This window comes from Pseudomonas sp. BBP2017 (genome assembly GCF_003024385.1).
Lineage (GTDB): Bacteria > Pseudomonadota > Gammaproteobacteria > Pseudomonadales > Pseudomonadaceae > Aquipseudomonas.
In genome coordinates, this window is record NZ_PVZN01000020.1 from 57482 (window position 1) to 81521 (window position 24040).

Sequence of the window (24040 nt, forward strand, 5' to 3'; positions counted from 1 at the left end):
TTTACGCCTTGTTCAGCGCCTGCGCTTGCGCCAGTACCGCATCCACATGCCCTGGTACTTTCACGCCGCGCCAGGCCTTGCGCAGCACACCGTTCTTGTCGATCAAGAAAGTGCTGCGATCAACGCCCATGTATTCCTTGCCATAAAGCTTCTTCAGCTTGATCACGTCGAACAACTGGCACAGGGCTTCGTCCTTGTCGCTGATCAGCTCGAAAGGGAACGCCTGCTTGGCCTTGAAGTTTTCGTGCGACTTGATGCCGTCACGCGAAACACCGAAAACCACAGTGTTGGCCGCTTCGAAGGCAGCATGCTGATCGCGAAAGCCCTGGCCTTCGGTGGTGCAGCCCGGGGTGCTGTCCTTGGGGTAGAAGTACAGCACCACTTGCTTGCCCTTCAGATCAGCCAGGCTGACGCTCTGGTCGCTGGTGGCCTGGGCCTGGAAATCGGCGACAGGTTGGTCGAGTTCAACGGCCATGGATAGCTTCCTTACAGTGGGTTCTGTGGGCGCCAGGGTTCGATCAGCGCATCCAGGTTCAGAGCGTCGGAGAAGTCCAGGAACTGGTCACGCAACCAGCTGATCTGGGTGCCGGCCGGCAGGGTCACGGTGAACGTGGCGTTGAGCATGGTGCCGCCGGTCTGTGGCGCCTGGTAGGTGTCGCAGGTCAGGTTTTCCAGCTCGACATGGTGGTCGATGAAAAACTGGCACAGCTCGTTGATGATGTCCGGGCGATAGGCAGCGCTGACATAGGCGACATACGGCAGGGCCAGCGGGCGCACTTCAAGCTCGGCGCTACGTACCACATTCACGGTAAAGGTGTGCTTCTTGGCCAGGCCCGGCAGGGCGCCTTCAAAGCGCGCCAGGGCGTCCCAGCTGCCGGCAACCTGCAGGACCAGCGCACTGCACTCGCCGTGGCGGGTCAGGCGCGAGGTGACGACCGAGCAGCGATTGTCGTTACTGGCCCGGCACAGGATGTTGGTCAGTTCCATGGGATTGGCGCCCAGAGCACTGATGACAAGGAATTGTTCGCGAACGGTGGGGGTGGACATGCAGCATTCCTAAAGCGATGAGCGGTCGGTACCCGACAGGTCAGAATGGCGGGAAGGCGTGGTCCCGGGGCTCAGGATCGAGGCTTTGGGCACTGCCTGCGCAGGTTGTCGGCAGCCCGGCGGGCCGCTGTGTACCGATCAAAGAGAGAAGGGTAGCGAAAATGGCCGCCGAGGGGAATGCTCAAGCCTCCTGCTTCGCTTGTGCAAGGCCGATGGCGCCAGTACCATTACCGCTCTCTTTTTCCGGCAGGAGCAGTTTCATGATTGCGGGCAGTATGGTGGCATTGGTCACACCCATGGATGCACAAGGGCGTCTTGATTGGGACAGCCTCAGCAAACTCGTGGACTTCCACCTGAAAAACGGCACCCACGCCATCGTTGCCGTCGGTACCACCGGCGAGTCGGCGACCCTCGATGTCGATGAGCACATTGAAGTCATCAAGGCTGTGGTCAAGCAGGTCAATGGCCGTATTCCGGTGATCGCCGGTACCGGCGCCAACTCGACCCGCGAAGCCGTCGAACTGACCCGTAATGCCAAAGAAGCCGGTGCCGACGCCTGCCTGCTGGTAGTTCCGTACTACAACAAGCCGACCCAGGAAGGCCTGTACCAGCACTTCAAGCACATTGCCGAAGCCGTCGATATCCCGCAGATCCTCTACAACGTACCTGGCCGCACCTCCTGCGACATGCAGGCCGAAACGGTGATCCGTCTGTCGAGCGTGCCGAACATCATCGGTATCAAAGAAGCCACTGGCGACCTGAAACGCGCCAAGGCCATTCTTGATGGCGTGAGCAAGGACTTCATCGTGCTGTCCGGCGATGATCCGACCGCTGTCGAGCTGATCCTGCTGGGCGGCAAAGGTAACATCTCGGTTACCGCCAACGTCGCTCCGCGCGAAATGGCCGATCTGTGCGAAGCCGCCCTTGCGGGCAATGCCGAGAAGGCTCGCGCGATCAACGAAAAACTCATGCCCCTGCACAAAGACCTGTTCATCGAAGCCAACCCGATTCCGGTGAAGTGGGCTTTGGTCGAAATGGGCCTGATGCATAAAGGCATCCGCCTGCCACTGACCTGGCTGAGCGAATCCTGTCACGATACGGTACGCCAGGCGATGCGCCAGTGCGGCCTGCAGTTTTAATTGAGGACGTACACCGCATGAAGCGATTGGCTGGTCTTTCCGCCCTTGCCTTGATCATTTCCAGCACCAGTGGTTGTGGCTGGCTCTGGGGCGAAGAGGGTTACTTCCGTGACCGTGGCAGCGATTATCTGGAGGCCACGCAGAAGGCGCCGATGCAACTGCCACCGGACATCAGCGGCGCCAAGCGTCTTGATCCGCTACTGCCGATCCCGCGCAATGTCGCCGACGACAACGTCAAGGGCGAGTTCGAGGTGCCGCGTCCACAGCCACTGAGCGCTGGCGCCGACATCAGCGATTTCAGCCTGCAGAAAAGCGGCAGTGCCCGTTGGGTCCTGGCCCAGCGCGCCCCGGCCGAAGTCTGGCCGGTGGCCCGGCAGTTCTTTGAAGACAACGGTTTCCGCATTGCCGAAGAGCGCCCGCAGACCGGTGAGTTCAATACCACCTGGCAGCGTTTTGACGAGCTCTCCGGGGCCATGGCCAGCCGTCTGGCCAGTGCCTCGAGCAGCCGCGACAACGAAGTGCGTGCCCGTATCCGCATTGAGCCGGGCGTGCAGCGCAACACCAGTGAAGTCTACATTGTCAGCGTTGAGCGTCCCGCGGGCAGCACCGCCGAGCCTGGTTTCCCGGCCCGTTCGGAAAACACCGGGGTCGATGCCATGCTGGTCGACGAAATGCTCGCCAGCATGACCCGTAGCGCCGAGAAGGGCGGTTCGGTGTCGTTGCTCGCTGCGCGTGATTTCGATGCGCCAAGCCGTGTCAGCCTGAGCGAAGACGGTAGCGGCAACCCGGTACTGAACCTGGGTGCTGATCTCGATCGCGCCTGGTCCAGCGTCGGCCGTGCCCTGGAACAGGGCGAATGGCGGGTGGAAGACATCAACCGCAGCCTGGGCCTGTACTACATCAACCTGGCGGAAAAAGCCGAGGTCAAAGACCAGGAGCCTGGCTTCTTCGGCAAGCTGTTCGGCAGCGCGCCGAGCAAGGAAGAGCGCGAAGCCCGTGCCGAGCGTTATCAGGTACGCCTGAGCAAGGTTGGCGACAGCGTCCAGGTCACCGTCGAGAAGAACATCAACACCGTGGCTCCGGCTGACGTCGCCCGCCGCGTGCTGAGCGTGATTCAGGACAACCTGGGTTAAGTGCGCTTCGCCGTACTTGGAAGTGGAAGCCAGGGAAATGGCACGCTGATCGCCAGTGACAACACCCTTGTCCTGGTTGACTGCGGCTTCTCCCTGCGTGAGACCGAGCGGCGCCTGGCGCTGCTCGGCGTTTCTGCCCTGCAGTTGAGTGCCGTGCTGGTAACCCACGAACATGCCGACCACGTGCATGGGGTCGGTTTGCTGGCGCGGCGCTACAATGTACCGGTCTACCTCAGCCGCGGTACCTTGCGCGGCATGCGCAAACCGGTCGAGGCGGCAGGCTTTCTGGCGGCAAACGAGACCCTGCAGATCGGCGCCTTGAGCATCCGCGCCGTGGGCGTGACCCACGACGCGCTGGAGCCGTTGCAGTATGTGTTTGACGACGGAAGCCGACGTTTCGGTGTGTTGACTGACCTTGGCTCCTACGACGCCGCCTTGCTGGAAAGTTATCAGGGCCTGGATGCCTTGCTGATCGAGGCCAACCACTGTCGCGACCTGCTGGGACGCGGGCCTTACCCGATGTTTCTCAAACAGCGGGTGAGTGGCGACTACGGACATTTGAACAACCACCAGGCCGCGCGCCTGGTGTCGGAGCTGGACTGGCAGAACCTGCAACATCTGGTGCTGGCCCATCTCAGTAGCAAGAACAACCAGCCACAGCTGGCCCGGCAATGTTTCGTCGACACCCTCGGGTGCGACCCGGACTGGCTGCAAGTGGCCAACCAGGATTGCGGGCTCGACTGGCGCGAAATCGCCTAGCCCATCTTATTTAGCAAGCGGAGCCCATCATGGAAAAACGTGAAGAACTCTACCGCGGCAAAGCCAAGTCGGTTTACAAAACCGACGACGCTGACCGCTTGATCCTGCTGTTTCGCAACGACACCTCGGCGTTCGACGGCAAACGTATCGAACAGCTCGACCGCAAGGGTATGGTGAACAACAAGTTCAACGCCTTCATCATGCAGAAGCTTGAAGAAGCCGGCATTCCTACCCAGTTCGACAAACTGCTGGGCGACAACGAGTGCCTGGTCAAGAAGCTCGACATGATCCCGGTTGAATGCGTCGTGCGTAACTACGCCGCCGGCAGCCTGGTCAAGCGTCTGGGCGTGGAAGAGGGCATCAAGCTTGAGCCTTCGACCTTCGAACTGTTCCTCAAGAACGACGAGAAGGGTGATCCGTTCATCAACGAATCCCACGTTGTCGCCTTCGGCTGGGGTACTGCCGAGCAACTGGTGAAGATGAAAGCCCTGTCGCTCAAGGTCAACGAAGTGCTGAGCAAGCTGTTCGACGATGCAGGCCTGCTGCTGGTCGACTTCAAGCTGGAATTCGGCGTATTCCACGGCGAGATCGTCCTGGGTGACGAGTTCAGCCCGGACGGCTGCCGCCTGTGGGACAAAGAAACCCGCAAGAAGATGGACAAGGACCGCTTCCGCCAGGGTCTGGGCGACGTCATTGAAGCCTACGAAGAAGTTGCCAAACGCCTGGGCGTGCCGCTGTAACCGGCAAGTTCACGCAAGCGCCTGATACCACGCGAATTTTTTTCGCAAACAGGCTTTGCCTTTGGGCAAACTGCTGGTATCATGCGCGCCACTGGAGAGATGCCGGAGTGGCCGAACGGGACGGATTCGAAATCCGTTGTACTGGCAACAGTACCTAGGGTTCAAATCCCTATCTCTCCGCCATACGTATAAAACCCTCGCAAGTCACTGATTTGCGGGGGTTTTTCGTTTTTGGGTTCTGATCATTGTACGTAGAGATAGTACGTAAAACTTTTGCCGTCTTTAGGAAATTTCAGTCAAACCCTCGGCTGTCGATTGCTAATTTAGGCCAGTAACGTAATAGCCTAGGGATTTCTAGGTTCTAAGCCCATTGCATCGGCCCGCTTACAACCTCAAGCGGGCGATCAGTGTCTTGGGGGCCAAGCAAATGATGCGACTGGTGGGCTGAAGAGCCTTTTTCAGCACAAAAACAAACGCCCCGAACAAGTTGGGGCGTTTGGTCTTGGGCCTGTCAGTGTGTTTTCACACAGTCTGAATCGGCTCCTTTTTTCATGCGTGCTTCTGGTGTATCAAATCTTCAAGGGCGTTCTTTTGGTTATTCAGGGCTTGGAGCTCCTGAGTAGCTGCCTCTAACGCTACGGGGTGAGTCATGGAAAGGACGATTGCCATTGCCAGACCCATTTCCACACAAGCGAGCAAGCCCCACTCATAGCCGTGGTTTCCGACCGCATACAGACCCACATTTTCAAACTGGGTGAATCCCTCTGCATCGTCGATGATTCTGGTGTGAAGGGTGACTGTCTTGGCGTTGGGATGTGCGCCAAAGTCGATGGCGCTTTCGTACAGCGTGTACATCCAGTCGCCTAGTCCCTGTCCACGGGCATTTACGATTTTTTGGGCTGCCTTGATGGGAGACTGAAAGGCATTTTTGCAGGCTTTCAGAGCTTCTGGTGAGTTGTTCCGGCTTATCCAGATTTCAGTCAGAGACTGAGTTTCGTCCTCTGCCATCAGAAGGGCATAACAACCGGTTTCCAGTGCTGTTCTGAGGATTGGATGAACACCAGCAGCGTGACCAGTCAAACCCACGCGGAATGCAGTCATCAGCAGGAAGCGAGCGTTGATGAGCATGGAGTGTATAACCAGCTCGTCAGGTGCTACGGCGGGTCCGCTGACGTGTTTTCTCATGTAGGAGTCAAGGCTATCCATCATCGTCAGGAAGGGCGAGCCTGCAGCCAGGATTTCATCCAGATTCTCGGTCCCGGCGTTCAGGTAAGCGCGGAACGAATCATCACCATTGCTACTGAACATCATTGACCTCGCTACGTTTGTTTTTCAGCTCAGCCTTGTACTGAGCCGCCTCTTCCTCGATACGCTCCATCGTCCAGCCAGCTTGCAGCCAGATAGGTTCAAGGAGAGCCGTTAAGCGTTTGTCAGTCGCTGAAAACAGCTCAATGTCTTCGTTCAAGGCAGTGACAATTTCGTCGAAACCTCCCGCGTACAGTACGTCCATACTCTCGCGAAAGAACGTGTGTGCAAGGTGGTTTCTACGCTTGTTCGACCGATGAATCAGGGATTCCAGATCGGTTGGCACGGTCGTGATCTTCTTGAGTGAGTGGACCAACGCACCGAAGGTTTTAGAGAAACTTCCGTCGAAAAAATCTTCGTATTCCTCGTCCGTCCAATCTCCTTTTCGAGGCAAGAAATCGAGAAAGAACAGGGCGTTTACTATCCCATGCTCCAGAACCTGCGCCATATGCATTGCGGCGCCGTAGTACGCGCATACCTCTTTGAATTGGAGTGACTGAGGGTCAAGTTCTTCCATCGAAAATCCTATGCCTACTGGTCGTTCGTTAGGTATATCAAGAATCATAACCAGCGAACCTGCTTGGCTCCAGCGACAGTACTACGGCTTGTTTGGTATTCGGGGCTTCCCTATGATCGGATCAAGCCAAAGGGGGAGGGCGTTCATGATTGATGATGACTACGAGCATGACCGGGACTATGTGCCTGCATACCTTCCTCCGGATCAAATTCCCCAATACGCGCTGGGCGAGGCTCTGAAATCGCTGACGCTATTCAGCACCGACATGAATCTTGTCAGTCAGTCGATGAACCTGACCATCGTTGACGAATTCGTGATGCATCTGGAGTACGACTACCTCCGCGCTAAATTCAACGAAACCCCTAATCCCTACAATTCGATCTTCCTTGCTGCTCAGTCGCAGATGTGGATTTTCAGCGCCTATGAGGTTATGCGAACGTGGACTCAGAAGGCCAAGGGGTACGTCCACACAGCCAAAAACGCGGGGCTTCACCAAAAGCTTGAAAACCTGCGCCGGGACCGGGGGTACGTGAACTACACAGCTCTTCAAAGAGCTGACGAGGTCCAGTCTCTGATTGATGCCCCATCGCTTGTGAAGGCGCTAGAGGACGATCTGGCTCGCATCAGTTTCCTCTTCACAAGGCTGGAAACACTGCGTGTGGCTCTGGCTAAGCATGAGGTCAGGAAACGTCCTAATGCGATGATGGTAGGTAGCACCGTAGGATTTATGAATCGTGAATGCGGCTCGCTTGAGTACCAGATGAACAGCGGCATGATTATTCAAGGCAATATTTCTCGTAGGGACATTGCTGATGGAATCCGGGCGATTCCTGAATTCACGGTCCCCACGCCAGAGGAAGTGAAGAGCTATGAACAGTTCATGCGGGGGCTGTCTGATGATGAGGCAATAGAGCTTTTCAAAGGCTTTGAGTGAGCTTGAGATAAGGGGAATGGCGAACGTTAGGCGTGCGTCTGATATAGATTCTGGCCAATTCGTTTGCGTTTGACGTAGATTGGACGGACGTTAGAAGTGATGGTCGAAGAGGGCGCTGTAACTCCTGTACAGGGCGTCGAAGCGTTCCCAGTCCGTTGTGCCAGTGCGTGAGTAGGTCTTGATCAGCGTTCCTTTAACTGCTGTCTTGCCCTTGAACAGGACGCTATTCGACATTTCATAATACTCAGCAAGGTCATCATCCGTGGCGTTCTTCGGCACTGGATACCGTCCAGCCCACACAACGCTGTGCTGATAGAAATTCAGGATCTTTTTCTGGGCCGGATTGCGCTTCACGCCAAGCAGGTGCGCCAGATTGTTTAGGTCATGGTGTTCCGGTGGCTTTTTCCTGAGACTGACCAGCGCCGCTTTCATTACGACCTCCAGCGATAGCCCACACAGCATGTGGTAGACAGGGAAGCACGCATGCATCATGTCGAAGCCTTCCCGCAATCCAAGCTCCTTTGCCGAGTCCTTTCCTCGATCATCCGACATTGAGAGCCACACTGCCCCGGCAGAAGCGTGCAGATCGTTTGCCCGGTGAAGCCATAGATTTTCATGGCTACGGTCCTCCACGAGGGTCATGCGTGAACCTGGTGTGTTGTACTGCTCGAATTCGTTGTCGTCATCATCAGTCATTGGTAAAGCATTTCCGTACGTTCCGCTCGCCTTTTAGGTTGATCAGTCCATTGCTCGCTTTCATGACTCCATATGTCGTCAATCAGTCCGTGCGTGGTGCTTTCGCTTCCCAGGTGCTTAATAGGTAAAGGGCAAGCGAGCCTGCCAGATTGACCGCCAGTTCAGCATGGCGTGGGGCTGGTTTCACGCCAGCTTTCCCGGTTCCGTGGGAATCGCTCAAGCGGTTCCTTAAAGCGCCCAATCCTTCTACTACGGACGTGCAGCCGCCAAGGATCTGCTTGAAGACCTTCTCTGTGTGTTGAGAAGGGGCGAGGTTCAGCAATTCTGCGGTTTGACGATACAGCTTGTTTAGATCCGGAGTTTCGTCGTACTCGATCCTAGCTTCTTCCAATATGTGCTTGCAGACCGATTCGAGAAGGGTACGCGCCATTGTGATAGCACCTTCAGGATCTGCGGTGCGTCGCTCCAGCGATTTTGTCCAAGCGACCCTCACATGCTCGGAGTCGAAACGCTCGATTGCTCCAGTTACCACATGATCCGCTGGTGATGAACCACCTTTTTCAACGTATTCCAAGAGCGGACGAAACTCGTCCCATAGGTAGGTTCGGCGCTCGGCATAGGTGCCGTACTTGTTCTTGATAAACTGCCAAAACTGACTGAGGCTGCGGCAGGTGTTCACGCACCGTGGAACCATCGTGGCAAGGGTAGGATCGTCGAGAACGGCGCGCCTGAGCATCAGATATGCCGTGTCGTCCTCATTACCGCCAGTAGCCTGTGAAACAAGTATGTGCTGGAGAGCTTCTGCTTCTTCTGAGAGTGGATGCATAGGCGTGCCCTTAACCAATGGGGTATGTCATTCGGTCATCTTAAGGCTTGAACCCTGCGGTTCCAACCATGTCGCGCCCGTTTGAGGCTGATTGGCGGTGTATACTGAGCCAGGACTGAAAAATTTTTTATAAATACGTCGTTCTAGATGCGATGACAGCAGCTGTCTGTGTATTCGGTCAGTTTTAGGGGGTATTTCTGGTGGGGAATTTTCACGGATTTAAGTTCTAGTTTCGGACCTGTATGAGTCGATGTTGGTTTTCCTTCTGTAAGCCTCTATTCTTTTGATACAAAGGTCTTTTCTTCATGAGTGTACCATCCCGCGCTGTTTTCTGAATGTCGCTCACAGGCCGCGATATAGGCCTTGGCACGATGTGAAAAATATTATGGAAAACTGTCAGTTTTTGAGTTTTGGTAGCATAAATAGATGTGTACCTAAATAAAGCTTCTTTGAATGTTTAGTTTGGCCTGGTTTCAGGTATACAATGGATACAGGTCGAAACCATAATCGACCAAAAATTCGAACAGTATCATTTCCTAAAAAGCGGCTTTGAACGCTGGGTGTAGGTGGCTGTGCGATAATGTTGCTGAAACAAGGTCGTCCGGGAAGTCGGAAATCGGATGGTCTGCAACCGCTATCGCCAAATTAGAACAATGAATTATGGACACTGACAGGATGACGGCTCTGGGAAAAAGATACAACCGTCGATTTGACTAAAATTCGCCATACTGGACTTAGTTGAATTCCGTAGCTGCCGCGAGGCGGAAAACAGACTGTAATCGTGCATAGGGTTACCCGCGCGAGCTAACTACCATCAAGGTATATGCTGTCGAAGTATGGGCCGTGCCGGGGACGCCTTCAGGTTCTCGATGGACTTTCTCTTGATAGGGAAAATCCGTCCGTAACTTCCTTCAGGTTTTCTTTCAAAAGCTTTCAAGTAAACAAAGAGAATATCGCCGAAGGCGATGCCCGAAGGGCATTCTAGACTTTTGGATTTGATAGGTGTGATAGTTGGTCTTTGTGGGAGGGGAATGATTCCATATAGGGTTGTCTAGTTTAAGAAAGCTTCTATTCTTTGTGTGATTCGCTGATCAACTATGACAATATATAAGCTCGACAAGTCTTCAGGTTTTGTGGCCGATCAACGAGTTCCCATCAAGATTTTAATAGTTTCAGGTGGGTCTGACTCTTTTAGTTTGACCTCTGGGCTTGCAATTCCCTGTATCGTTAATGCATTACAACAAAACTTACTTGCCTGTGCAGGTTGCATGTTTCGGTACCATCTCAAATCATTGTGTAGCATGGAATTGAATAGATCCGCACATCATGAGTGTCGACGAGACGCTACTGGGGGATGGCGTGACTTTGCGCGCCCCCTGCAAGTCTTTTATGTCTAAATGCCATAGAGAGTCTGTCAGAGCACTTTAGGTACCATCACGGTACTGGTAGCATGTACCTGGTACCAAGTACCATCTAGATTTATGTGCGTGACAGTTCCACATGTCTGCAATGTATTTGGGTTGATTGTTGAGTTAAATTCAGTCATTCGGCAGGCACATCTGATCAGTGTGCAAATAAACATCTGGGTCGATTTTGGGTTTCTACGAATAGCTTCCGGTCATCGTAATGACTTGAATAGTTCATATGCTGTTAGCGGAAGTCTGTCAATCTGGCCCGATTCTAAAATCCTAATTGATGTGCGTGCCTCAGTTCCATCAATTTGACCGTAAAATATATAATAATGCCCACGTTCAAAAGTTTTCCAGTTTCGCTTCTCAAATATACGAGGGTCGCAGTGTCCGCTAAGTGTATGGTCTGGGGATGGGAAGTTGAAGAAAACTCGATGTGTTCCTTTTACAATGGTTGTGGGCTGTCCGAAAAGTAGAACGCTTTTTCCAATGTATCGAGTGATATTCTTTTGAATTTTTTCAATGGGCACGATTAAATCGCCGAGGCGTATTGCGTCCTGTCCATCAAATTGCACGAAAACATTGAGTGTCTTTTGAGCTAGATACACTAACCTTTTTACTGTTCGAAACTCGCCTGAATTAAGTAAGCTTCCATTCTCATCGAAGATTAATTCGAAACCCCGCCCTTTGCCTGATGATCCTCCTTGAACCACACGCTTGTTTTTTTGAGATTGCTTTTGGTCTACTTCATCTTCTTCGGGCTCGTCATCTTCCAAGCTTTTCCAACCAGCGAAGGTTACAAGGTTGATCGCTTTTTTCCCTTTCCCGCTTCCTTCTGAAGATCCACCTTTGCCAGGTTTTCTATGTATGCAAGCGACGTCGTCAAATCCACGAATGTGAAAATAGAACGCATCGACATTATCTTTTCGTTTCGCTTGCTTTCTTGGCATTCGACTGCACAAAACACCGCAGTCCGGACAGTATACAAGCCCGTGATGTTCCTCATCGACGTAAAGTTCTGGAGGTAGTTTTTGGGCATCTTCCAGTAGCTCAGGGGCCACTCTGGTCGGTGGCTCTTCTTGCGGATAGAAGGCGACATTTGGAATGGAAATTTGTGACATACGTTCCTTGTACAGTCGGTGATTTGATTGATGATCGTATACCCATTTTTGGTTCTGTGGTAGCCAATAGCCATTCTTCGTGTTCCGTTCTTTAGTCGTAAGGTCTCTCCGTGATGAGTTTTTACCAACGGATCAACAAACGACTGTTAAACGATACCCGTGAATCAGCCTTATTAAGGTATCAAAAAAATAGGCTTGACCGAAGATTGTGATACCATTACAGTGATCCTACGTTAAATGATCCCTTGGGTGATGCTGATGTCCCGTACCTTCCTTTACTGCCGCGTCAGCACGTCAAACCAGTTCACTGAGAACCAGGTCCAGGATGTAAAGAACGCTGGCTTCGACGTACAAGCGAGCCGGGTAATTGAAGAGACCATTTCGGGCAGCGTCCCTGTCAGTGAGCGTCCTGGCTTTCAGAAGCTTCTTGAGCGGATGGAGTCAGGAGATGTGATGATCGTCACCAAGCTGGACCGCCTTGGCCGCAACGCTATGGATGTCAGGCAGACGGTAGAACAACTGGCAGCCACTGGAATTCGCGTTCACTGCCTTGCCCTTGGCGGCGTAGACCTGACCAGCGCAGCAGGTAAGATGACGATGCAGGTACTTGGTGCCGTCGCTGAGTTTGAGCGTGATCTACTGATCGAACGCACCCAGTCGGGCTTGCGGCGTGCCAAGTCAGAAGGTAAGAAGCTGGGGCGTCCGGTGGCTGTTAAGACTACGATTGACGTCCAGCGATTGAAAGCCAAGGGTTACATTCAAACCCAGGTCTCAGCGGAATTAGGAATCGGCATTGCCACTGTGAAACGTCATTGGAACACTATAAGCCATTTGCCTGACGTTCGCTCATGATGTAAGAATGTGGGGTTGTGCGGGCTATTGTAATCACATGCAGGGGCAATATATGTTGTGATCTTACGTGTGGCGATGACAGCTAAGTTATTACTCGCTTCATGTCTACCATCGATAGCTTTAAGAAGGGTTGTGTATGAAAGAGTTAGTTGGGAAATGTTATTCGTGTGGTAACCCGGGAAAATATAATATTATGTTAGCGGTAACGGGGGATAGGTTGTACTTGCCGAATCAGATAGTTCGGGAGTCTGAACCACCTCATCCTGGTCATGGGGCACATAGCTTTTGCCAAGCATGCATGCGGGCAATTGAGGACTCTATACGTGCAACGGTTCTCTACCTCAAGTCAGAAAGTAAGCTATAAAAATTTGGCACCTACGATCAGTTAGCCACAAAGCTTTGAAGGTATGGTCGTAAATGTCAAATTTCAAAAGTAATGATGCATCGCGGATCTTTGATCTTGGCAGCAAAGATCCGCTATTTATCCCAGCAAAAATGCTAAACGCGCACACCTGATTTAGAGGTTTGGGCAGCAAGGGTGGTTGCAAATTCGAAAATTTCTGCGGTAACCGCAGTTACGTGATGGTTTGTGTCAATGGCAATCCACCCTGTGGAATTACCAACAAACAACCCTTTGCTACAGTCCAATATTTTTTTGTCCCCCCAGCTAAAGCTTGGGCCTAAGTAGTGCTTAGAATCAACGATGACTTTGGATAGTTTCTGACTTTGGCCGTACCCATCAACTCCACGGACAGAATGACCACGAGCAATAAAGAATCCATTCTCAATTGTATAGCGAATTTTAACGTTCATGTCGGGAGCAATGATGTCCGATGAGCGAGGATTTCGTATCCCATAATCACCAAAGCTCAAGTTTGCATTGGGATTTGCAGAAACGAATCCTTTCCAGGCGAGCATTTCTTTGCGGACCATGGTGTCTGATGAATCGCGCTCTTTGACCGCTTTTTCAATAGAGTCAGGGATTGAACTTGCGGTAATAATTATGGTTTCAAATCCAAGTCCAATCAAAGTCGAGTGTGATTCATCCATTATTTCTGTGATTTCAGATATCGGAAGCTTTGTTACGTCCCCGATGTCCACGATAACTTTTATATCCGAGGCTTCGACTCCGATTGTAATGCATATATCTTCGATGATACTTTCAAAGTGATCAACGTCCGCCATATCCTCAAGTGCGATTTCATCAAGGCGAATGCAAAACCTTTCGCCAGATTTCAATGTCATGTTTTTGATGTCTTGGCGGTATTGCGCATCATCCCAGCGTGCGTAGCCTACTACCGGATTGACATTCACACCAAGTGATGAGAGGAGAGATGACATATGCCCTAGAACCTGGCTGCCGCCTTCAGTCGTAAAGTTAACTGGCCATTGGGATGCATCGACGATTATTGACTTACCTTTAAATACTGCCGCTATTTTTCTTGCCTTGTTGTCCATCCAGTATTCATACGGTGTGTCGGATTTTTTAACCGCTACCTCGTATTCTTTTGCGGAAATCTTAGGTATTTCCAAAATTGGAGTGCACCGACTCAGCACTGTATTCGGCATGTTTTTAAACGCATCAAATTCGCCTTGCTTCGCTCGTACAACCGGATAGTAGTGCTGATTCATATCGGTACACCTATATGGTTTCAAAGTGTTTTCGAACTTCGCCATGGCCGACGAGATCGGTGAATTGATTGTAGTTTCCTGTTTCTTTACGCAATCGCCCAGCAATTATTGATGGATGAATTTTAAGTTCTTTAGATAGTGCAAGAATGCTCTCTTTGCTGGGTGAAACATACGCCCCAGAACTCTTCCATTGCGATCTAGGTATGAATGAATCACGAGCGATCCTGTTAGCTTCTGCTTCACGTCTATCGTCAGATGAGTGTTCCAAGTCATCAAGAATTACTTCATCCGGCGTTTTTATATGTTTCCATATGTGAGCAAGCTCATGGATCAAGGTAAACCAGAAGTTGTCGAGCCGATCATTTCTCAGGGTTAACGCAATGATAGGAGTTCCGTCAGTATCCATTAATGCGGCACCATCCAACATTGTGCCTTTCAGTTGAGGTTCTATTACAACTGAAATTCCTATGCTTTTGATTAAATCGATTGCAAGTTTAGGCCCGTCTTCGTTAATGCTAAGGCTGACAATCTTCTTTATTAAATTTTCGTTAACTGAATTGCTGTTGTATATGGTCTTTCCAGAGGTTTCTTCTCTGGATTTTTGAATTACACGCGCTAACCATGCATGTAATGTGTATGTGGTGGTTTGTGTTAACGCATCTCCAGATAAGGTTCGCCTAAATGCCGCATTTTCAGTTTGTAATCCAGCGCCCGCAATGAAACTTTTGACTATGTCTTCAGCAGCTTGTTTGGATTTCTCAGTTGCGGTTCTAATCCATCCGCGTGTAATCATTTCTTTTATTGGGAACTTTGACCAGTCTATTATGCTGTTGTCGGCCTTGACTTCAATTTGGTCGAGACCAATCAATACTTCAGCAGAAATTCCCAATCCTATTGAAAGTGCACGAATCATCGGTACAGTCAATGGTCGCTTGCGAGCAAGTATTTCAGATACACGGCTGCGTGTACCGAAATAAGGAACCAGATCAGTTTGCCTCAATCCTTTTTCTGCCATTCTGAATAATATAGCGTCGATCGGGTCAGGCGGTTCTACCGGATATTTTTGGAGTTCATAGTTTTCAATGAGCACTGATAGTAACTCAAGTGTCTCACTTTCCTCAGTGCCAAGATCAGGTAGCTTGTTTATCAAATCCTGAACTTTTTCGAAGTACTCGAAATATTGCTGTTCCGTTTTGATAATTTTTGCTGTAGTCGTAATCATGGTTTTCTACTTAACTCTGTGATAATTGCGATTCCTTGTGCAAAAGCAATTTTCAACCAAACTTCAATACCTGTTCGTTCAATCGAGAATGAATAAAGTTCGCCATCCACGACTGTAACTGTAGGGAATTGTTCACTGACATCGTTCGCTTGCTTCCAGCTTGCGTGGGTCACTTCACTCACCCAGCTAGAAACCCAACGGTCAATCAGGACGCTTTCCCCTTTGAGCGAGGCCAACTTCTTTATACCTAGCAGCTTCATAAATCTGGCCGTGTTCCCATTTTGGGAACAAGCTACCTTCGCCAGATTTGAATGTCAAGAATCTGTTACCAAATTGGGAACACGTTTCAGGTGGGGCTAGTGGGCGGGGGCCAGATCACCCGCTGGACGTTCATGAGTGATTTGACGCCGTTTTCCCGGTTTGCAATGGGGGAGCTGTCGTCCAACGACTGAAGGTGAAGCCTGTGCGGGGGGGGGGGGAGACCCAGGGGAAGGGGTTTCGATACCACCCTATGCTCTGCCTAAAGGCCCATGGGTCCCTGTATGGGCTGACTGTGACGGTGGTTACGTACAGAGACCTGCAGATTCGAGCTAGCTTAACTGTGGAAGCTTCGAGATGGCATCGTATTTCTGTGCGGTTGTCGCCCCTTGGCTGTACACGTCAAATGTAACCAGGCCTGTTTCATGGCCGACCAGTTCGGCAATCAGAGTCCCTTGCACATTCGCCCTGACAAGCTGGGTGATGGTCGTTTTTCGGATTGAGTGGTAGACGCGATCAGGCCCGAATCCTAAAGATGTCTTGAGTCTGCCGAACGCCTTCACCATTGGGTCAGATCGAATGCCATATTTGCTACGACTATTTGTGGCGACAAGGTAACCATCCTTTGAGTTGTCCATCAGTCGCTTCACAACGCCGTTGATGGCAGGATGTAAAGGGACAACCCTGATCCCCGCCTTTGTCTTGCTATCAGTGATGTCAAAGCTTTGGATGCCGTCGATCACAATCACGTTGTCTGCCTTCAACTGGCATAGTTCCTCAATGCGGGCCCCTGTGTATATGCCAAGTAGAATCAGGTCCGCTAGGGCGTGCAGCCCTTGGGACTTTGCTGCTGTGTGCAGGCTTGAGAGGTCTTCCAAAGTGAAGTCTTTGCGTTGTGCATCGGCCCGTTCCTTGCCTCTCACTTTCGGCAGGTCGTGTTCTTCAAAGGGATTCGCCTTGTCCTTGTAATCAACCCGCCAACGGGCATCGTGCTTCATTGCCCATTTCCAGAAGACATTCCCGGCCAGCAGGTACTGAGTCAAGGTCTTGCTGCTCAAGCTAAACGAATCTAACCACGCTGACACAGCGTCAAAGTCCAACGGGCGGCCTGCTTGTGTAAGAAACTTCGACAGCTTTTCAAGCTTGGATTGTTGTTGGTCAATCGTTTTGGCCGCGACATTTCTGTTCTCACGAAAGGTCCTGAACTCGGCCAACCTTGCTTTGGTGATGGGCGATTTCGGTGTGTATCCACTGGGGTTGCTAATCAAGGCGTCCAATTCTTGGCGCTCGTCTGATGAGAACCGGTGCTTGTCGGTCATTCCGCGTTTGATTGCTTTTTTGAACACCCCATGCAGCATTTCCTGGATTCGCAGTTCTCCGTCGATTCCATTGCCCCATTCATGGTCGACAATTTTTTCAATCACAGCCGTCAACGCTGGATTTTGCGACCTGAAGATCTCGACGTCTTCGTTGCTCACCGGCAGGGGCTGGACCTGTTCACCGATGATCTTTAGTTTTCGGTTCCTTTTCATTGCCTCCAATTCGGCAACACCTGTATGCACAGCTTCTTGCCAGCCTTCGGGCAAAGGGTTGCCCTCCCGTGCGATTTTGATCTGTGCTTTCCAAGCTGCCAGGATTGGTAGCCTACGATCCAGCGCTTCCTGATAGACCCCAGTCATGAGTGAGCGTGATAGGACACGACGCCCACCAAATGCTTTTTGTACATCTGCCGGGATGGCTAGTCTTACGTGGTAAGTGCCCCCTTGAAGCTCTAGGTTGTTTGCCATTTTGAATTCCTGTTTCCGATTGTACGTATTTATTGTACGTAAAATCTCTGTAGGATCCACTGGATACAGGGTTTCATGGAGCTTTAGGCTGGATATGGAGCGTCCCTATCTCTCCGCCATATATCGAGAAACCCCTGGATCGTAAGATTCAGGGGTTTTTTGTTTTCCGATTGGATTCAGGTCCGAGTGAGAACCACAGCGTCAGTACGTTTGAACTTGATCCGCCGGCTCCAGGCGATAGCGGGGCGTTCGAACAGTACATAGGCAATGGCTGCGAATACGATGCAGATCACGATTATCAGAACAGTAGCCAGTATGTCTGAAGCAATGCCGGTCGGCATGAAGCGCCGGAAAACCCGCATGAAAGAACCCGTCACGGGCGAATGGAACAAATACAGGCTGTAGGAAATCAAGCCAATCTTCTGCACCGGGTAGCTGGACAAAAAACCAAGCGTGGCGGAACGATTGACCAGGAAGCAAAAGCCAAGGCCTGTCAGTCCGGCAGCAATGGTAAATGAGCTGTTGCTGGCAACGCCGATCAGCAGAACCAATGCGCAGTAGCCAATGGCGATATAGCGGCTTTGCTTTGTACCTGAAAGGGTTTGAGCACACAGCACCCCGGCCATGAAACTGAACCAGAACGCAATGAAGCCACCTTGCCAACCTATCGACTGAATCAGCCCGGTGGGCCACAGCAGCGCTAATACTGCGCTGATCCAGATCGGAATGTTTCGGGTTTTGAACGCTTCGCCGCCGCTGAGGTGATCGGCCAGCCAGATCAATACGGCAAAAGCGATATAAAACTGCACCTCGATACACAGTGTCCAGAACACCGAGATGATGTTTTCGATGCCAAGCACACCTTGAAGAAATGCCAGGTGCCCGAGAATGTCTGTGGCACTGGGAATGTTGACTTCGCTTTGCCCAAGCATACGTTTGGTGGCAATCACCAGTAAGCCCAGGGCAACGGCGGCATAGTAGGGTGGGGCCAGACGTACCAAGCGGCGGGCGACAAAGTTTGCGGCGTTGACGGTGTTCATTGGTACACGAGCGGTGGTCGTCGCCATGACGATGCCACTCAAGACGAAAAATATCGGTACGCCCAGGTGGCCCGCATCGAAGACTGCAGATTTCACCCAGCCCGGAATGGCTGCAAGCAGGGTTGGGATGTGGTTGCCCTCGGACAAGTGAAAGAGCACCACCCAGAAGGCTGCGAAACACCGTAATGCGTCAATCAGGGCAAGGCGATGTTTGTCGTCAGTGGTGATTCCACTCATCCCCGCCCCCTTCCTCTGGCCACAGATGCCGATCAGATTTTAAGTTCGATCACTGAGCCGAAAGCTTAGCAGCTGGAGCAACCTGTCAAGGTTACGAACAGGGTCACCAGCAGTTTTTTTAAAAAATTGAGGGTGCCCTGACAAGATTGCTATCTATGCGTTCAGCTGATACACATCAAGTAGCTGACCTTAGAGATAGCTCATGACAAATGACACTTCTGTGTTGGCTGTTCCAGGCGTCACGCCTGGATCACCCTTGCCGCCATTGCTTGCTGGAAGTGTTCGGTAGTACCTTGCACTCAGCGGAATAGTAAAATTCCCACCGGTAGTGGCGTAGTCGCTGAATAGATGGTCCTTGTTCAATGCCAGCGGTGTTTGGTTGTTGTCCATTATTTGTAATGCAATACCTTTTGCTGTCGAGCTATTGTTTAGTTCAACAATGCCTAGGCTGGCATTCCAGGCAGGCGTGGTTGGGGTTGGCTCCAAACGGTACATGACCTTTTTTATGCCGGCTGGGCAATTATTAAGTCGGATGTTGAAAGCGGTTGGTTTTGAGGATGAGCCGCTTTCGGAAAAATCGCCAAGGTCATGGTCACCCATGTCGACTTTAATATCGGGTGATTCGCATGATTGGGCTACTACTTTTACCTCTTGTGATAAGCGCATGATCATCGTTGTGAGTGCGCCGACTTTCATAAGGCCGATGTCGCCTGCGGGGATTTTGGCGTTACTTTTTATTGGCCCTATTTTTAACAGGCGCAGGCTGTTTTTGGTAGTGCTGAAGGTATAGGATTTATTGGCCTCGATCGTAGTCTTTCCGTTTGCTCCTGATGCGGGTGCCCCATTGTAAATCCATTGCCAGGCCAGACCAGTGTCATGGATTGGAAAGATGTCTGAAGTGGCTGAGTCTGTGCCTAAATTGTTTTTTACGCCCCATGATGAAACAACGGTGCAACTGAAGTCATTCGAGCCAGTAACTGTCTGGATTGGTGATTCGAAGAGTGTTGTATTGTTAGGGGTGTCTCGAGGGATTGAGAGGCTTGAGTTGATGGTTATGGTTGTTGATAGTGCTTTCGATGCGCTGGAGAAACTACAGACTGCCGCTGCATTAAAGGAGACGCAGGGCGTTATCAAGAGGCATGCTTTAATCAAAAATTTCATTGGCTTCTCTGTACGTATTAAGTATTAGGTGCGCACACCAACTTCTGCCGCTCGTAATTCAACGCTTTGTCTCGCTGTGCCAGCGCATACGAGGCCGAGCACTGCTGATTACCCCATTTGATCGTCAAGGTGCCCTGATCCTGTTCAACCAGCGCCAAGGCCTTGCCGTTTGGGTCGGAAATGGCCAGTTGTTTGCCGCTGGCGTCTTCCACTGAGGCACCGAAGGGGATCATCTGCTGCTGCGCATCGAACAGCTCGAACTGCACCCGACGCCCGGTTTTGCCGGTGTAACGTGCGACGACTATCGCACCACGGCGTGGCACCAGCTGTTGGGTGGCATTGTCGATCTCGATGTCGCCGCCCAGTTCGCGGGTATCCAGGCTGATCCAGTTGACCCGGTATGGCTGGGCGTTAGGGACTACCGCATAGCCGTTGCGCCCGGTTTCGACGCCGCTATAACTGCTGATTTTGGCCCCGCGTACGCCCGGCACCTCGGCCAGGGCAAAGGTTTCGCCGACCGTCTGACCCAGGTTGATGCCGCCTTGGTGGGCGACCACGGAACCGGCGACGTTGAGGTTCTGCGAGTCGTACCCGCGTCCCTGGCTGTAACCCAGGCTGATGTCGGCTACCGAGGTGCGGGTGTTGAGGCTGGCCGACGCCGAGTTGCCGCTGCCGCTGCTGTTGCCGCCTTGCACTGAGTAGAAGGTATCGCTGGTTTCCGACAAGTAGCCATTGATGCCGACCTGAGTGCTGTCGCCGCCTTTCTGCGTGCTGCTGGTCACGAACGCCCGCGGCGCGCGGGAGCGGCCGCCGAGGGGGAAGGACACTGACAGGCTGAGCTGGGTGTCGTTGCTTGAATAGCCGTCGTTGCTCAGGTCCCTACTGCGGGTTACGTCGATGTTGTAGCTGACCTCGCCCCAGTTGTTGCTGTAGCCGGCAGAAGCGCTCTGAGTGCCGCCACGGTTCCAGTAACGCTGGTCACTGGCATTGACATAGAGGCTGCCCAGTTCGCGATTGCGTCCCAGGCTCTGGTTGATGGTCAGGTCGGTGCGGGTCTTGGCGTTGCCGCTGCGTTTGATTGCGCCGTCGCTCAGGTCCTGGACATGGTCGGTCAGGGTTCGGTAGCCCTCGGTCGAATAGCGATACGCGGCCAGGGTGAAGTTGGTATCAGTACCGGTAAAGGTCTTCGCATACAAGGCGCGTAAGCTGTTGCCCTGGGCGGTTTGGCCTCGGGCCTGGCTTGAAGAGTGGGTGAGGTCGACCGACACCGCGCCCAGCGAGGTGTTGCGGCCCGCACCCAGGGCCAGGGCCTTGTAGTGGTCGCTGGCTTGCACACCAAGGATGCCGGTCAAGTTGCTGCTGACACCATACGCCAGGGTGCCGCTGAGCATCTGTGGCGTGGCCATGCCATCGGTGTTGCTGTTGTACTGGCCGGCCGAGAGGCTGTACTTCACTTGGCCTTCACGCACCATGATCGGCAGGCTGGAAAACGCCTGTTGGCTGACCCGGCGGCGTCCGTCGGCTTCGATGATGGTGATTTCCAGGTCGCCGTTGGAGCCACTCGGGTAGATGTCGCTGATCTCGAACGGCCCTGGCGGCACGTTGGTGGTGTAGAGAATGTAGTTGTTCTGGCGGATTTCCACGGTGGCGTTGGTTTGCGCCACGCCGCGGATGATCGGCGCATAGCCGCGTTCGCTGTCGGCTCGCATACCTTCGTCGGAGGCCAGTTTCAGGCCGCGGTAGCGCACGCTGTCGAACAGGTCGGTATCGGAAAAGATATCACCGGCGCTGAACTGGCCCTTGAGTGCCGTGACGTCGTGTTGCAGGTAGCTACGGTTGCTTTTGAAGGTGTTCGGGCGCCCGGTGCCGCTGCTGAAGTTGGACTCGTTGCGCAGCCGCCAGGCACCGAGGTTGATACCGTTACGCAGGCCAATGTTGTTGGCCATGCGGGTATCGGCATCACCCGCGCTACGGCTGCTGTTGAGCTGGTAGTTGATAAAAGCTGCGGAGACGCCGTCGTCCCACAGCTGTGGGTCGACGTAGCCGCGCAGGCCGCGCTGCATCGCCACCTGCGGCACGCTGGCAGCCAGGCGCAAGCGGCTGGCGTCGTAGCGTAGGGTGGCCTGGTCGAGCAGGGTCGGCAGGTCGTAGCAGGCCTGTGGGGCGTTGGGATCAAATTTGCCCTGTGCCTCTAGCTTGGCCAGGTCGATGCCCAGTTGCTTGAGCAAGTCGAGGGTCAGGCAAGGTTCTACGCGGCCGCTCGCGGGATTGCGATTGAAGTCGATATCACGCCGACCGACCAAGGTTTCGTTACTGTACAGGTCGACCCGATAGTTACCCGGCAGCACGCTGTTGGCGGACAACAGCAGTTGCAGGTCCACGGCCGACTGCGAGCCTTGCAGGAAGGTGGTGTTAAAGGCTAACAGTTGCGGATCGACGACATCGGCCGGGGCTTGAGCTGCGAATGACAAGCCGGGCAAGACAGCACAGATGGCCAGGGATAGGGCGCTTGGCCTCCATGGCTTGAGTATCGCGCCGTGAGACAACGCGGGCACACGTTTTCTTGCCCCAGGTGTGGGCCTGTTATCGGAAGAAAAAGACATGCAAATTGAACCTTTATCATCTCCCGGATTCAGCCGGGCACGGCGAGGTCGCGCATACAGGCATACGTGACGTTTTTTGATCGCGTTTATGGCGTGGAGGCGGAATCGACGATCCTGGCGCTGCGGGTGTCTGTAAGGCTCAAGGTGGCCCGGTACTGGTTCTGCGCGCCATAGTCATTGATACTATTGAACGTAAGTTGTAGCGGTTTAAGGGCTGTCACAGACCTGAGTGCAAATGTTTTAACTTCGCCGGGCGCCACCATGGTCGACTCTATGGCTACTTCCCTGTGCGAACCGTTCTGAAGTGTTACATCGGCCATTGATACGTGATAAAAACTTGGGTTTTTTACGACCAATGTGGTTTTCCCTGCCTGTTGGGAAAGGCTCCACTGCAAGTGTGCAGGCGCCAGCAGTGCATCGCCAGGCAAGTTGGCGGGACGAAAGAAAATCTTGATACGTTGGCGTACCGCCAACTGCAAGGTATTGGCTTTGGTGCTGCTTTGCGGGATTTCCTGGACATTGAGCCAGAGCACCGACTCCTTGTCTGTCGGCATACCGACACCTTCATAAAGAATACGCAGTAGTTGCTGTTCCTTGGCCAGTATTCGGGCCAACGGTGGCGTTACAGCAAACGGGATGCTTGCGGTGTTGTCGTTATTGTTGTCAACCCAGGATTGAATCAAGACATCCTGATTACCGTTGCGCACAGTGATGTTGGCTTCCTTATGTGCACCATCGAATACTATCCGTGTGGCACTCAATGAAATGCTGGCCGTCGCCGGAGCAGCCGAAAGCATGCCCAGTAAGCCCAGGCAGGCGGGGAGAGAGCGAAGTAGCATGGTGTTTACCCTTTGACTCGACCGTGAGCGGCGAGGCGGGGATGCCTCGCGCGAATGAAATCCTGCTGTGCGAGTTACTCGTATTGCAGGATGAACGGCAGGGTGGCATCACCACGACCGGCGGTAGCCGTGCCAGGAGCGCCTGTGGTGACGTAGGCAGCGGAGAAACTCAGCACCGCATCACCGCCTACAGTACCGGTACCATGCATGTCACTCTGGATTTTGGCGGTGGCTTTCGAGCTCAGGTCAATCAGCGCACCGTTGCTGTCGAGCAGGGCAATACCGACGTTGCTGGCGGTGCCGGTACCTTTGGTCAGGGCCAGGACATTTTTGCCAGTCACCAGGCCTGAGCCGCCGCTAGTGGCGTCAAAGATCATCGACACTTTGGTGCCCAGGTTGCAGTTGACGTTGAGGTTGAAGCCCTTACCTGTGACACGGCCCGAGGCAGGGCTTTCGGCGGTGCCCATGTCCTTGATCGAAACGTTGCCCATGTCCATGGCAATCACGCGGTCGGCGTTGGCGCCATCGACGGAGCAGGCGTCGTTGTTGATGACACCGGTAAAGCTGATTTTGCCTTTGCCGCCATCAGTGACGACAGGGTCTGCAGCAAAGACGCTGCCAGAGGCTGCGATGGCGGAAAGGGCGAGTGCGGCCAGGGAAATATTCTTCATGGTGATGTCCATTAGTGCTGGTTGGAAAAGTACTGCATGGAAATGCCCAACCACGATAATCGGCGTGGTCAGGCATGGACATCAGACGATTCTTAATAGGACTAACAAACTC

Annotated in this window: 22 protein-coding genes and 1 tRNA gene; 7 read left to right on the forward strand and 16 right to left on the reverse strand. The window is 52.8% G+C overall.

What is annotated here, in order from left to right:
- Position 1: 1 nt before the first annotated feature.
- Both C6382_RS20870 and C6382_RS20875 read right to left on the reverse strand, forming a co-directional pair.
- A complete protein-coding gene (locus C6382_RS20870) occupies positions 2-475 on the reverse strand; it encodes a peroxiredoxin (RefSeq protein ID WP_107026223.1) in 474 nt (157 codons plus the stop codon).
- Between the two features lie 11 nt (positions 476-486).
- Positions 487-1047, reverse strand: coding sequence for a glycine cleavage system protein R (locus C6382_RS20875; RefSeq protein ID WP_045187680.1), 561 nt, complete (start codon positions 1045-1047; stop codon positions 487-489).
- A gap of 260 nt (positions 1048-1307) precedes the next feature.
- On the opposite strand from C6382_RS20875, the gene dapA reads away from it, so the two are divergent.
- The 5 genes from dapA to C6382_RS20900 all read left to right on the forward strand — a co-directional run bounded on the left by dapA (position 1308) and on the right by C6382_RS20900 (position 5001).
- Entirely contained in the window at positions 1308-2186 is an 879-nt protein-coding gene (gene dapA, locus C6382_RS20880; RefSeq protein ID WP_107026224.1) for a 4-hydroxy-tetrahydrodipicolinate synthase, read from the forward strand.
- Positions 2187-2203: 17 nt separating this feature from the next.
- Positions 2204-3319, forward strand: coding sequence for an outer membrane protein assembly factor BamC (bamC, locus tag C6382_RS20885; protein ID WP_107026225.1), 1116 nt, complete (start codon positions 2204-2206; stop codon positions 3317-3319).
- Positions 3320-4078, forward strand: a complete 759-nt coding sequence (locus C6382_RS20890) for an MBL fold metallo-hydrolase (protein ID WP_107026226.1) — start codon at positions 3320-3322, stop codon at positions 4076-4078.
- A gap of 29 nt (positions 4079-4107) precedes the next feature.
- Positions 4108-4818: a phosphoribosylaminoimidazolesuccinocarboxamide synthase gene (gene purC / locus C6382_RS20895; protein ID WP_010223163.1), complete on the forward strand. Its 711-nt coding sequence runs from the start codon at positions 4108-4110 to the stop codon at positions 4816-4818.
- Positions 4819-4911: 93 nt separating this feature from the next.
- Positions 4912-5001: transfer RNA gene (locus tag C6382_RS20900), tRNA-Ser, on the forward strand.
- Between the two features lie 366 nt (positions 5002-5367).
- On the opposite strand, the gene C6382_RS20905 is transcribed toward C6382_RS20900, so the two are convergent.
- Complete coding sequence (locus C6382_RS20905; RefSeq protein ID WP_146146923.1) at positions 5368-6126, reverse strand: hypothetical protein; 759 nt, start codon at positions 6124-6126, stop codon at positions 5368-5370.
- The gene (locus tag C6382_RS20910; protein WP_107026228.1) at positions 6116-6640 is read right to left on the reverse strand and encodes a hypothetical protein; all 525 of its coding nucleotides are present in this window, start codon (positions 6638-6640) and stop codon (positions 6116-6118) included. Before C6382_RS20910 ends, C6382_RS20905 begins: the two co-directional genes overlap by 11 nt.
- Positions 6641-6785: 145 nt before the next feature.
- Between C6382_RS20910 and C6382_RS20915 the strand changes: the two genes are divergently transcribed.
- A complete protein-coding gene (locus C6382_RS20915) occupies positions 6786-7574 on the forward strand; it encodes a hypothetical protein (protein ID WP_178082812.1) in 789 nt (262 codons plus the stop codon).
- Positions 7575-7664: 90 nt separating this feature from the next.
- On the opposite strand, the gene C6382_RS20920 is transcribed toward C6382_RS20915, so the two are convergent.
- From C6382_RS20920 to C6382_RS20930, 3 genes are all read right to left on the reverse strand, one after another.
- Positions 7665-8270 (reverse strand): HEPN domain-containing protein, encoded by a 606-nt coding sequence (locus C6382_RS20920; RefSeq protein WP_107026229.1) that lies wholly within the window; start codon positions 8268-8270, stop codon positions 7665-7667.
- Between the two features lie 82 nt (positions 8271-8352).
- Entirely contained in the window at positions 8353-9096 is a 744-nt protein-coding gene (locus C6382_RS20925; protein WP_107026230.1) for an abortive infection family protein, read from the reverse strand.
- A gap of 1618 nt (positions 9097-10714) precedes the next feature.
- The gene (locus C6382_RS20930) at positions 10715-11626 is read right to left on the reverse strand and encodes a hypothetical protein (RefSeq protein ID WP_256589161.1); all 912 of its coding nucleotides are present in this window, start codon (positions 11624-11626) and stop codon (positions 10715-10717) included.
- Between the two features lie 258 nt (positions 11627-11884).
- Between C6382_RS20930 and C6382_RS20935 the strand changes: the two genes are divergently transcribed.
- A complete protein-coding gene (locus C6382_RS20935) occupies positions 11885-12478 on the forward strand; it encodes a recombinase family protein (protein WP_107026252.1) in 594 nt (197 codons plus the stop codon).
- Positions 12479-12976: 498 nt separating this feature from the next.
- On the opposite strand, the gene C6382_RS20940 is transcribed toward C6382_RS20935, so the two are convergent.
- The 9 genes from C6382_RS20940 to C6382_RS20980 all read right to left on the reverse strand — a co-directional run bounded on the left by C6382_RS20940 (position 12977) and on the right by C6382_RS20980 (position 23928).
- The gene (locus C6382_RS20940; RefSeq protein WP_158262115.1) at positions 12977-14110 is read right to left on the reverse strand and encodes a beta family protein; all 1134 of its coding nucleotides are present in this window, start codon (positions 14108-14110) and stop codon (positions 12977-12979) included.
- Between the two features lie 10 nt (positions 14111-14120).
- The gene (locus C6382_RS20945; protein WP_107026232.1) at positions 14121-15332 is read right to left on the reverse strand and encodes an ImmA/IrrE family metallo-endopeptidase; all 1212 of its coding nucleotides are present in this window, start codon (positions 15330-15332) and stop codon (positions 14121-14123) included.
- Positions 15329-15592 carry a type II toxin-antitoxin system HigB family toxin gene (locus C6382_RS20950; protein WP_107026233.1) on the reverse strand — a complete coding sequence of 88 codons (264 nt, stop codon included), beginning with the start codon at positions 15590-15592 and terminating at the stop codon, positions 15329-15331. The genes C6382_RS20945 and C6382_RS20950 overlap by 4 nt, the downstream gene beginning before the upstream one ends.
- A 330-nt stretch (positions 15593-15922) precedes the next feature.
- A complete protein-coding gene (locus C6382_RS20955) occupies positions 15923-17377 on the reverse strand; it encodes a tyrosine-type recombinase/integrase (protein ID WP_107026234.1) in 1455 nt (484 codons plus the stop codon).
- Between the two features lie 176 nt (positions 17378-17553).
- On the reverse strand, positions 17554-18654 hold the full coding sequence (locus C6382_RS20960) for an acyltransferase (protein WP_107026235.1): 1101 nt from the start codon (positions 18652-18654) through the stop codon (positions 17554-17556).
- A gap of 189 nt (positions 18655-18843) precedes the next feature.
- Positions 18844-19815: a fimbrial protein gene (locus C6382_RS20965; protein ID WP_107026236.1), complete on the reverse strand. Its 972-nt coding sequence runs from the start codon at positions 19813-19815 to the stop codon at positions 18844-18846.
- A gap of 17 nt (positions 19816-19832) precedes the next feature.
- Positions 19833-22418: a fimbria/pilus outer membrane usher protein gene (locus tag C6382_RS20970; protein WP_107026237.1), complete on the reverse strand. Its 2586-nt coding sequence runs from the start codon at positions 22416-22418 to the stop codon at positions 19833-19835.
- Positions 22419-22504: 86 nt separating this feature from the next.
- Entirely contained in the window at positions 22505-23257 is a 753-nt protein-coding gene (locus C6382_RS20975; protein ID WP_107026238.1) for a molecular chaperone, read from the reverse strand.
- 74 nt (positions 23258-23331) lie between these two features.
- Positions 23332-23928, reverse strand: coding sequence for a fimbrial protein (locus C6382_RS20980; RefSeq protein WP_107026239.1), 597 nt, complete (start codon positions 23926-23928; stop codon positions 23332-23334).
- Positions 23929-24040: the final 112 nt, after the last annotated feature.

Coding starts and splice junctions, on each gene's coding strand:
- C6382_RS20870 (WP_107026223.1), bottom strand. CDS start 475: ATGGCCGTTGAACTCGACCAACCTGTCGCCGATTTCCAGGCCCAGGCC.
- C6382_RS20875 (WP_045187680.1), bottom strand. CDS start 1,047: ATGTCCACCCCCACCGTTCGCGAACAATTCCTTGTCATCAGTGCTCTG.
- dapA (WP_107026224.1), top strand. CDS start 1,308: ATGATTGCGGGCAGTATGGTGGCATTGGTCACACCCATGGATGCACAA.
- bamC (WP_107026225.1), top strand. CDS start 2,204: ATGAAGCGATTGGCTGGTCTTTCCGCCCTTGCCTTGATCATTTCCAGC.
- purC (WP_010223163.1), top strand. CDS start 4,108: ATGGAAAAACGTGAAGAACTCTACCGCGGCAAAGCCAAGTCGGTTTAC.
- C6382_RS20905 (WP_146146923.1), bottom strand. CDS start 6,126: ATGTTCAGTAGCAATGGTGATGATTCGTTCCGCGCTTACCTGAACGCC.
- C6382_RS20910 (WP_107026228.1), bottom strand. CDS start 6,640: ATGGAAGAACTTGACCCTCAGTCACTCCAATTCAAAGAGGTATGCGCG.
- C6382_RS20915 (WP_178082812.1), top strand. CDS start 6,786: ATGATTGATGATGACTACGAGCATGACCGGGACTATGTGCCTGCATAC.
- C6382_RS20920 (WP_107026229.1), bottom strand. CDS start 8,270: ATGACTGATGATGACGACAACGAATTCGAGCAGTACAACACACCAGGT.
- C6382_RS20925 (WP_107026230.1), bottom strand. CDS start 9,096: ATGCATCCACTCTCAGAAGAAGCAGAAGCTCTCCAGCACATACTTGTT.
- C6382_RS20930 (WP_256589161.1), bottom strand. CDS start 11,626: ATGTCACAAATTTCCATTCCAAATGTCGCCTTCTATCCGCAAGAAGAG.
- C6382_RS20935 (WP_107026252.1), top strand. CDS start 11,885: ATGTCCCGTACCTTCCTTTACTGCCGCGTCAGCACGTCAAACCAGTTC.
- C6382_RS20940 (WP_158262115.1), bottom strand. CDS start 14,110: ATGAATCAGCACTACTATCCGGTTGTACGAGCGAAGCAAGGCGAATTT.
- C6382_RS20945 (WP_107026232.1), bottom strand. CDS start 15,332: ATGATTACGACTACAGCAAAAATTATCAAAACGGAACAGCAATATTTC.
- C6382_RS20950 (WP_107026233.1), bottom strand. CDS start 15,592: ATGAAGCTGCTAGGTATAAAGAAGTTGGCCTCGCTCAAAGGGGAAAGC.
- C6382_RS20955 (WP_107026234.1), bottom strand. CDS start 17,377: ATGGCAAACAACCTAGAGCTTCAAGGGGGCACTTACCACGTAAGACTA.
- C6382_RS20960 (WP_107026235.1), bottom strand. CDS start 18,654: ATGAGTGGAATCACCACTGACGACAAACATCGCCTTGCCCTGATTGAC.
- C6382_RS20965 (WP_107026236.1), bottom strand. CDS start 19,815: ATGAAATTTTTGATTAAAGCATGCCTCTTGATAACGCCCTGCGTCTCC.
- C6382_RS20970 (WP_107026237.1), bottom strand. CDS start 22,418: ATGTCTTTTTCTTCCGATAACAGGCCCACACCTGGGGCAAGAAAACGT.
- C6382_RS20975 (WP_107026238.1), bottom strand. CDS start 23,257: ATGCTACTTCGCTCTCTCCCCGCCTGCCTGGGCTTACTGGGCATGCTT.
- C6382_RS20980 (WP_107026239.1), bottom strand. CDS start 23,928: ATGAAGAATATTTCCCTGGCCGCACTCGCCCTTTCCGCCATCGCAGCC.